We start from the raw sequence: 9225 nt of genomic DNA on the forward strand, positions 1-9225 counted from the left end.
TGTGTGACGGTGTCGAGCCAAGCGTAGCCACGACGATCGTCTGAACATCGAGCGCAGATAGCTTGTCTCTGGAAATTTAGATTGGCTGGGAAACCTGGATTCGAACCAAGATTAACGGAGTCAGAGTCCGCTGTTCTACCATTGAACTATTTCCCAACAGCCGCCGGACGATAGACGCCCCGCGGGGAAAGCAGCGCCTCTATAATGGAATTCACCGAGGATGCAAACACTTTAAAGCCGGCGAATGCGATTTTTTGGGCAAGAGGCAAGATAGTCCCTGAATAGCGGCGTTTCCAGTCACTAACAAAAAACCAACCTGAGGGCTTATCCGGAAGCTCCGTTCAATCGAGCGATTGCCCTCACCACGGACGGTCGTCCTTTCATGGTTTCATACCAGCGGGCAACATCGGGCGCTTCGGCAAGATCGATGCCAGAGAATTCGCGGCGCCAGAGCCAACCGAAATGGGCAATGTCGGCGATGGTCAGTCCATCGCCGGCGACATAGAACGAGCGGGCAAGCACGCCGTCGAGTACCGACAACACACGCCGCGCTTCCGTATCGAAGCGCTTGATCGCCAAGGGAAGTTTTTCATCACTTCGTTTGAAAAAACCGGCCTGCCCGAAAGCCGGCCCCAAGGCCGAAGCGTCGAAGAAAAGCTGCTCGAAGACCCGCGCCCGCGCGGCACCGGCGACGGGCAGCAGCCGGCCGGTCTTTTCGGCGAGATAGATGAGAATGGCGGCGGATTCGGAGAGCGTCAGCGGCTTGCCGTCCGGGCCATTCGGATCGACGAGCACCGGTACCTTGCCGTTTGGATTGAGCGTAAGGAACGACATATCCCTTTGTTCGCCCCGGCGCACGTTGATGGGCTTGAGTTCGTAGGCCAGCCCAAGTTCTTCCAGGGCGATCGGGATTTTCACGCTGTTCGGCGTGGCGAAGGCATAGAGTTCCAACATCCAAATGGCCTTTCCTGAGTTGGACGGAACGCTGTGGTCGCACGTATTGCCGCGTTGTCGGAAGGCGGACCGAGGTGATATGTCTCATTCCCAAAAAGCATGAGTTAGGAGTGGCGGCGCATGGACAGGCTGGCGGCGATGGAAACCTTCGTACGGGTGGTGGAGACGGGCTCCTTCTCCGAGGCCGCCCGGCACATGCGCGTCGGTCAGCCGGCGGTATCGAAGACGGTTGCGCAACTCGAGGAGCGGCTCGGAGTCAAACTGCTGCTGCGCTCGACGCGCGGGCTGACACCGACCGAATCCGGGCAAAGTTTCTACGAACGCGCCAAACGGGCGATCGATGAGGCAGACGAGGCCGATCTTGCCGCGCGCGGGGCGGGTGCCAGCCTCTCCGGCCGGCTGAGAGTGAGCGCCGCCACCACCTTTGCCAGTCTGCATGTCGTTCCGCACCTGCCGAAATTTCTTGCCGCCCATCCCGATCTGCAGATCGAGGTGATCCTCGACGACGAGAAGATCGACCTGATCGAAGAGGGGATCGATGTCTCCCTGCGCATGGGCGATCTTGCCGATTCCAGCCTGATGGCACGCAGGATCAGCCGAGCCCGCCGCTTGGTGGTCGGCGCCCCGGTCTATTTCAAGCATGCAGGCGTGCCGGCATCGCCGGATGCGCTTGCTGCCCATGAAACCGTCGTCTACGCCAGGGGTGCCGGCCGCGATGTCTGGACCTTTCGCAAGGGGGACGCAGAAACGACCGTGACGCTGAATGGCCGCGTGCGCGTCTCTGCCGGCGAAGGCGTGCGCGCCGCTGTCCTGGCGGGCATGGGCGTTACCGTCGCCTCGGAATGGATGTTTGCCCGCGAGCTCGTCAACGGTGACATCCGAGCCGTACTGACGGACTGGACCATCGCGCCGATCGATCTCTGGGCGGTCTTCCCCACCGGTCGCGTCGCCACCGCCAAGGCCCGTGCCTTCGTGGCTTTCGTCGAGGAACAATTGGCACTCGCTCCGAAACCCGCCGTTTGAAGTGATTGATCCCGACTGACGTCAGGCCGGTTTTCGCCCTTTTTCATTCCAGACAGGAATAGGCCCTAGTCGCAGCCGTCGGCTACTGCGCCAGTGCCGAAGCCGTATCTTCAATCCCGTCATCAACAGCAACACCCCGTCGCCCATGACAATGCGAGGGGCCAGCAATGAAGGGATTTATCGTGAGCAGGAAACTCGAAGGCAAGATCGCCATCGTCACCGGCGGCAGCGCCGGCATCGGCTTCGGCACCGCAAAACGTTTCGTCCAAGAAGGCGCGTACGTGTTCATCACCGGCCGCCGGCAGGCTGAACTGGACAAGGCAGTCGCTGAAATCGGCCGCAACGTCACCGCCATTCAGGCCGACGCCTCCAATCTCGCCGACATCGACCGCATTTACTCCATCGTCAAAGAGCGCGCCGGCCGCATCGACGTCCTCTTCGTCAATGCCGGATTCTATGAACTCGGCACCTTCGGCGAGATCACCGAGGAGCATTTCGACAAGACGTTCAACACCAATGTTCGTGGTCTTTTGTTTGCCGTGCAGAAGGCGCTGCCGCTGCTCGCCAAAGGTTCGTCGGTCATTCTCAACGGTTCGATCGCCTCGATGAAGGGCTACCCGTCCTTTTCGGTCTATGACGCCACCAAGGCGGCCGTGCGCTCCTTCGCTCGAGGCTGGATTGTCGATCTCAAGGGCCGCGACATCCGCATCAACGTGCTGAGCCCCGGCCATACCGAAACGCCCGGCCTGGCCGCATTGGCCGACGAGAATGTGCGCAACGCGATGATGGTAAACGTGCCGCTCGGCCGCATGGGCACGCCGGACGATCTCGCCAAGGCCGCCGTTTTCCTGGCGTCCGACGACAGCGGCTACATTACGGGCATCGAACTCTTCGTCGACGGCGGCGTCGCGCAGTTCTAATCCATCACCAGCGCAGCATGCGCTTGCCGATGACATATCCGACCGCCGTCACCACGGCGATGGCGATCGGATACCAGAGCAGGACGAAGAGCGGGCTGTCGTCCGTGCAGTTGGAAGCATAAAAGGTGGCGGCTATGCCGCTCGCCGCAAGCCCCGCGACCGCGCCGGCGACACCCGGCTTTTCCGGAGCGCCCTGGCGCAGCGCGAACAGAAAGCAGGCAAGCGGCCCGATCGACAGCAGTGGAATGAATGTCAGGCAGAAGCGGCCATTATGGCCGATCATGCGTGCGCCCCAGCTATCGGCCGGCATGACCATCACCTCGGCAAGTGCAGCGGCGGCCAACAACAGCGGCGCGGCAAGCAGCATCCAGCCCCATGGGCGCAGCGATACGCCGGGGCGGCCGATGCGGAAGACGACGGCTCCGGCTGTGACGGCGAGCGCAATGGTGACGACGAACTTGAACAGGAAGCGGACCGTTTCCATGGCGGTATCGATATCGGCGCGAAAACCGATCGCCGCGAAAAAGATCGCCCCGCTGATGAGGATGCCGACGACGACCGCTAACGTCAGCGCCTGTCCGATCCGCGCGCGGACCGGCGCATCCTGCGCCAGAAGGTTGATGAGGTCATCGGTTTTCACTTGTCTCACTCCGATATAAGGCGGCGAGCGCCTTCAATGCGCGATGCAGGGCGACGCGCACCGCGCCCTCCGTCATCTTCAGCCGATCGGCCGTCTCGCGCACGCTGGTTCCTTCGACGGAAATGGAGCGCACGATGGTCCGCTGAGGATCTTTCAATTGCTGCAACATATGATCGACATCAAGCCGATCCAAGGCATCCGTTTGCGCGTCCGCCTCCAAAATATCAATGACATCGTCGATCGGCACGCTTATGTGCCGCCCGCGCCGTCTCAGGCTGTCGATCAATTTGTTGCGCACGATGGTCGATATCCACGGACCGATGGGACGAGATGTGTCCCAGGTTCCGCGTTTGAGATGCATCGTCAGCAGTACTTCCTGGACCACGTCCTCGGCCTCGCTTGCCGGCGCGCCGAACTGATCGCAACGACTGCGCGCCATGGCGCGCAAATGCGGAGTGACGGTGGACAGGAAGCGATGATAGGCCTGCGCGTCGCCGTCGACGGCGGCTCGCATCAAGACTGCCCATTCCTTTTCGCGCGCCGAATAATTCACTCGACACCTCCTTCTACGCGCGGCCGCATGATTTCGTTACCGGCAATCGTCCTTCTTTTTTCAAAACCCTGTCCGAATCGGCTTTCGGCCGAAAGCAGATGCGCTGAAGATTGGGCATCATCCGGTAACTTTGCCAGAGAACAGCAAGAAAGAATGCGGCATAGAACGGCCACGGTGCCACAATCAGCCAAGCATTACCTCCCCCAAGCACAGGCATCGTTGCCGCCGCCTCCCATGCTGCCGCGTCATCCCTGCAGAATCAAACCTCATTTATTGCCCTCGGTATACATGCAGAGAATTGAATCATAGACTGCCCTGCAGAAGCTTGGACGGCATTCATAAAATTGTCGTTGTGTCTGTAACATTCGCCGAGCGGCTCCGTAGACGTCAGTACAGGCCTTTGAAGGTTCATAGTCTTTATGGGAACGGACTTATGAAGGACAGCTTCGTCACTCTGGCCATCGCAAGTGCGCTGGCTTCTGCGGTAGCATCCCTTGTCGCCGCTCCCTCTGCAGCGGCCGACGGCAAGGCCAAGGAAAAGTGCTACGGCGTTGCACTCAAGGGCCAGAACGATTGCGCCGCCGGTGCAGGCACCCCCTGTGCCGGTACCTCGACGGTCGATTACCAGCGCAATTCCTGGCAGCTGGTTCCCTCCGGAACATGCGAAACGATCAGAACGCCGAACGGCCATGGTACCCTGACACAAGGTCCGGCGCCCACTTGAGAACGTCCCCCCGCTATCGTGGTGAACGGATAAGCCGGAGCATCGGCCCTCAAGGCGCGACACTCCCGGGATCAAGCAGGACAAAAGCCGGACGAACGAGTCCCTCCAGAAGGGCCCTTTCCGGCCGCGTCCGCGCCAGAACGCGAATACCGAGCACCATGCCGAGCAACATCCGCGCCATGTCGTCCGCCGACTGCCTGTTGCTGATGGTGCCGTCCCGCTGGCCCGCTTCAACACAACGCCGGAAGAAGTCCTCGACATGAACAAGGACATTGGCAACTACCCGCTGAAATTCCGGATCGTGCGGCGCGACTTCCAGCGCCGAATTGACGAGCATGCAGCCCCCGCGCTTGGTATCTTCCAGCGAGCGGGCAACAATCTCGTTGAAAAAAGCCTCGACCGCCTGGCGCGGCGGCAGATTGCCTTCGAAGCGGCCGACTCGATCGCCGAAACTATGGTCGACATAAAAATCGAGCGCGCGTCGGTAGAGAGAGCGTTTGTCGCCGAAGGTATTGTAGATGCTGGCGCTGGTCAGGCCCATGACCTCGGCGAGGTCGCGGATCGAGGTTGCCTCGTAACCGTGCTCCCAAAAATGCTCGACCGCCAGCAGCAGCACGGCCTCCTCATCGAATTCCCTTGGCCGGGCCATGGCCCGAGTCTCCCAACAAGTTGATCCCCGCCTGAATGGCGCGGACAATATTCGTGCTGTAATTTAAAACGAGCGTTCTAAAACCCAAGACGAAGACGACACCAGAGTTTAGGGATGAGAGAGGTGCCGCCTTTCGCACCGTACGATCCGAGACTGATCTATCCAAAGAGGAGACATGCCATGACCAAGGTCGCGCTCTATGTCGAACTGAAAGCCAAGACCGGCAAGGAGGAAGAAGTCGCCGCCTTCCTGAAGAGTGCCGTCGGTCTATTGACGCAGGAACCGCAGACTGTCGCCTGGTTTGCCGTCCGTTTCGACCACAATACCTTCGCGATTTTCGACGCCTTCGACGGCGAGGACGGCCGTCAGGCCCACCTCAACGGCCCGATCGCGGCAGCGCTGATGGCCCGCTACGACGAACTGTTCGAAGGCCCGTTCGCCATCCAGAAACCGGATGTCCTGGCGGACCGGTTGCCAGGATAACGGGCCGCCGCGCGGCGACGGTGTCTATATCCTATTACCGGAAATTGCTTTGATGAACGGGAGTCCCGGCAGAAGCATGCGGATGATCGCCTATCGCAGAACCGGCTCTCCATGGAAGCGGCGTCGCGATGGCTTCGAGATGCCGAAGCCGACTTCCATCATCAGCCGCGGCTTTTGCGTCGGCACGCTGCAGATATGAAAACCGAATGGATCTTCGACGAAGCCAAAACCGGCCTTGCCCATCAACGTCACGACGCTGCCCTTGCCATAAAATCCGAGAACTTCTTCCGCCGGATGGCGGACATGGAGCGTCAACTGATGCTTTATTCGCCGCCGCCTGTGACTGCCCTTGACGAAGAGATGCGGCCCGGTGCCTTCGTCCACATCGACAAGGTTGAAGAAGAACTTCAGCATCCGCCAGTCATCGACGTCGAAATGATATTTGTCGTGCGAGGCGAGACTGCGATCCGCCTCCGAACCCTGCGTAGGAAAGCTCCACCAGACGCGGGGAGTGATCACCTGAGCCTGCCCGCCGAGGTAGTGTCTAGCAATGTCTGCAAGCAAAGGGTCGCGCTGAACCGCGATAACCGCGGCGCAATCGAGCGAGCGCTCGAAAAAATGTCCGCTGAGGAGGGGCCGCCCAAATCGCGCTTCCGCATCTGCAAGTTCGGGTGCCACGAATTCAATCCTCCTGTTGGAGTTGCCGAAGCAGCCAGTGTTTCGCGCGAATTCAGCGATCTCCTGGTAGGTAATTTTGGGCAGCGTCAACCCGGGAAAATGCCCATCGGTGCGGAGCGCGTCGACGACCGCGCCGTACTCAGTGCCCGCGAACATCGATTGACCGGGCTCCGGATGCGCCACCAGTCGCTTGGTCGCGAACCAATGGAGGCGCCGAAGGGGCATCGTCCGTACCAACAGGGACATGGGCCGCCAGGCCGGATTTTTTTCTTTCACATCTGCCGGATAGGTGGGTGTGCGGACGGCCATTCGATTGAGACGGCCACCTTGCCGGGCGATAGACACCAAGTCATTTTCCGGAGGATTGTGCATGGCTACCCTTTTCGCATGCGTACAAGACCAGTGAAACAGGCCTTCGCCTGTCAACAAGCTCGTTGAAATTCATAACTTATTCAGCGATGCGAGGCGCCCGTTGCACTGCGGCAGATAGAAACCCGCCAGCCATGGTCCAGAGGATAAAAGTTAACATTTCTGCTCGATTTGAGCGAAGTTTTCGACCTACGCAAGTTAAGATTTTGCGGATGTTTTGAAGATCTCTCGGATCAGTTACCAATAATGTCCGGCGCGCAACGCGTCTTCGGCATAGCTTGTTTGCCATTGCTTAGGGGAAGATCGCTACAAATCATTAGCAATAATCGGATGACCGGCTGAAGCTGCCAATTTACAGTCACAATCCTGTTCCGATCATTGGATACACGAACGAGGACCAACAAAAAGGGGCGATATATGGCAGAGACTAAGACCTTTGATCCGGCGGAAGGAATTGTCGACTTTGACGCGGGCGAAGGCGAAGCAGCGACCGTAGAGATGGACGACTATACTAAAAGCCTTGCCCAGGCGAAGGCCAAGTCCGTCAAACTCGTCGATGCCATTACCGGCGCAATGCTTAAGAAGAAGGATGCGGTGCATTTCGACGACCTGCGCCCATCGCTCGCAGAATTCGTGCGGCAGAAACATCCGAGTATTCGCTCCGACGATTACATTAGCCGCAAAGCGATGGACGACTATCGCGCCCAATATATCGCCGAACTGTTGACCGACGAGCGCGGCGAACTATCGAACCTCGAAGACGAAGTCGTCGAAAGCCTGAAGACACACGATACCCTGGCCGAGAACATCGAAGAGGATTACGAGGATCATCGCTCCATCGGCGACCGCATGGCGGATATTGTCGCGGCCTTCGGCGGAAGCTGGACCTTCATCATTTCGTTCTGCTTGTTCCTGACGGTATGGATGGGCATCAATTTCGCCATGGGCGAAGGCAAGGCCTTCGACGCCTATCCCTTCATCCTGTTGAACCTGATCCTTTCGACGATCGCCGCCCTGCAGGCGCCCATCATCATGATGAGCCAGCGCCGCCAGGAAGCGAAGGACCGTCTGCGCGCGCTCAACGATTACAAGGTTAATCTGAAAGCCGAACTGGAAATCCGCCACCTACACGAAAAAGTCGACCATCTCCTTAATCGCCAATGGGAGCGACTGACGGAAATCCAGCAGATCCAGATCGAGATGATGCTGGAGCAAGCCAAGGCGGCCACGCGCGCCCTGAAGGTCAGCAAAGCGTCAAAGGTGAAGACCAGTGCCTTGAAGAGCCTCTTCGGAAGCAAGCCCAAAGCGGCGGAGCCGGACGATTCGACGGAAGAGTAGCGCTTTGGCCATCCGCCTTCGTCATCGATTTCGCGCACGCCGACGGCTAAGCCCATCTCGACCATCTTTGAACACCATCGCCGTCACGATCTGCCCGTTTGCGCAAATAAGCACCCAGTTCAAGCAAAGTGGCGGCGGCGTTACGGACGAATGGTCACTCGCGCTCTTGCGGACGCCTGCCCGATCGACGATAAGCCAGAAGCCCGATGGCAGCAGGATCGAGCATCGCCCGACCCAATTTTTTTGCGATAGCCGTTATAGTCACACGAGGCAGCATCCCCTTTGCCGGGCAGCGACAGGGCACTTTGTGCGATCTCGGCAGCGGGTATTATCGACGACACGCGTATTATGTTTTCCGCCGCGCCTGCGGCCACGCCCCCCCAAAACAAGACGAGAAAACACACGAACGTTCTCATGCCTCCCTCCCTTATGTTAGAGGAAAGACAATGAACCTTAAGTTGTTTATCGTCAATTAAGCACTCTTAAAGTAGCTATAATGGATGATGCCGGCGCCTAGCGAAGAGCCGAAGAATTAGCTTGCGCTGATACTTTTGGAGAGCTCTCTGCATGCCAATTCAACATGACGTTGCACATTGCGCCGTAAATGACCCAATGATGGAAAAGCGCGCCCGAAATAACGCGCGATCATGATGTCATCATCGCACCGTCAATCCCGACCTCTACCGGAACTACGGCACCGTGTTTCGCGTTAAAAAGCGCGGTGGGCGCAAGACATCGTGATGACTGCATATCGTTGACGACACTCGCTTTTTCACAACAGACGCATCGAGCAGCCTAGTCACCTGAATCTGAAGTTCGGTTCATTGTCTTCTGGCAAAAGCGTTTGACCGACGCGAGGATCTGGTCGGCGGATTTGACCCACTTGTATGGGGT

Annotated in this window: 10 protein-coding genes and 1 tRNA gene; 5 read left to right on the forward strand and 6 right to left on the reverse strand. The window is 58.7% G+C overall.

All coding sequences use genetic code 11. The features are described 5' to 3' along the window. Positions 1 to 82 precede the first annotated feature (82 nt). Both PY650_RS01445 and PY650_RS01450 read right to left on the reverse strand, forming a co-directional pair. Positions 83 to 156 (reverse strand) — tRNA-Gln (locus PY650_RS01445). Positions 157 to 324: 168 nt separating this feature from the next. Then, on the reverse strand, positions 325 to 954 hold the full coding sequence (locus PY650_RS01450; protein WP_285877287.1) for a glutathione S-transferase family protein: 630 nt from the start codon (positions 952 to 954) through the stop codon (positions 325 to 327). 120 nt (positions 955 to 1074) lie between these two features. Between PY650_RS01450 and PY650_RS01455 the strand changes: the two genes are divergently transcribed. Next, on the forward strand, positions 1075 to 1977 hold the full coding sequence (locus PY650_RS01455; protein ID WP_285877288.1) for a LysR family transcriptional regulator: 903 nt from the start codon (positions 1075 to 1077) through the stop codon (positions 1975 to 1977). 182 nt (positions 1978 to 2159) lie between these two features. After that, on the forward strand, positions 2160 to 2897 hold the full coding sequence (locus PY650_RS01460; protein ID WP_285877289.1) for an SDR family oxidoreductase: 738 nt from the start codon (positions 2160 to 2162) through the stop codon (positions 2895 to 2897). 4 nt (positions 2898 to 2901) lie between these two features. Here PY650_RS01460 and PY650_RS01465 read toward each other — a convergent pair whose 3' ends face one another. Together PY650_RS01465 and PY650_RS01470 are read right to left on the reverse strand one after the other, a co-directional pair. Next, positions 2902 to 3537: an NrsF family protein gene (locus PY650_RS01465; protein WP_285877290.1), complete on the reverse strand. Its 636-nt coding sequence runs from the start codon at positions 3535 to 3537 to the stop codon at positions 2902 to 2904. Continuing rightward, on the reverse strand, positions 3524 to 4090 hold the full coding sequence (locus tag PY650_RS01470; protein WP_285877291.1) for a sigma-70 family RNA polymerase sigma factor: 567 nt from the start codon (positions 4088 to 4090) through the stop codon (positions 3524 to 3526). Before PY650_RS01470 ends, PY650_RS01465 begins: the two co-directional genes overlap by 14 nt. Positions 4091 to 4523: 433 nt before the next feature. On the opposite strand from PY650_RS01470, the gene PY650_RS01475 reads away from it, so the two are divergent. After that, positions 4524 to 4814, forward strand: a complete 291-nt coding sequence (locus PY650_RS01475) for a BufA1 family periplasmic bufferin-type metallophore (protein ID WP_285877292.1) — start codon at positions 4524 to 4526, stop codon at positions 4812 to 4814. Positions 4815 to 4863: 49 nt separating this feature from the next. On the opposite strand, the gene PY650_RS01480 is transcribed toward PY650_RS01475, so the two are convergent. Continuing rightward, complete coding sequence (locus tag PY650_RS01480) at positions 4864 to 5463, reverse strand: TetR/AcrR family transcriptional regulator (protein ID WP_285877293.1); 600 nt, start codon at positions 5461 to 5463, stop codon at positions 4864 to 4866. A 180-nt stretch (positions 5464 to 5643) separates the two neighbouring features. Here PY650_RS01480 and PY650_RS01485 point away from each other — a divergent pair, with 180 nt between their 5' ends. Next, a complete protein-coding gene (locus tag PY650_RS01485) occupies positions 5644 to 5946 on the forward strand; it encodes a putative quinol monooxygenase (protein ID WP_285877294.1) in 303 nt (100 codons plus the stop codon). Positions 5947 to 6036: 90 nt separating this feature from the next. On the opposite strand, the gene PY650_RS01490 is transcribed toward PY650_RS01485, so the two are convergent. Further along, positions 6037 to 6996: a phytanoyl-CoA dioxygenase family protein gene (locus PY650_RS01490; RefSeq protein ID WP_285877295.1), complete on the reverse strand. Its 960-nt coding sequence runs from the start codon at positions 6994 to 6996 to the stop codon at positions 6037 to 6039. A gap of 414 nt (positions 6997 to 7410) precedes the next feature. On the opposite strand from PY650_RS01490, the gene PY650_RS01495 reads away from it, so the two are divergent. Continuing rightward, positions 7411 to 8331 (forward strand): DUF1003 domain-containing protein, encoded by a 921-nt coding sequence (locus PY650_RS01495; RefSeq protein WP_285877296.1) that lies wholly within the window; start codon positions 7411 to 7413, stop codon positions 8329 to 8331. The last annotated feature ends 894 nt before the right edge of the window (positions 8332 to 9225 follow it).

This window comes from Martinezella calliandrae (assembly GCF_030272695.1).
In the GTDB taxonomy this organism is placed as follows: Bacteria; Pseudomonadota; Alphaproteobacteria; order Rhizobiales; family Rhizobiaceae; genus Rhizobium; species Rhizobium calliandrae.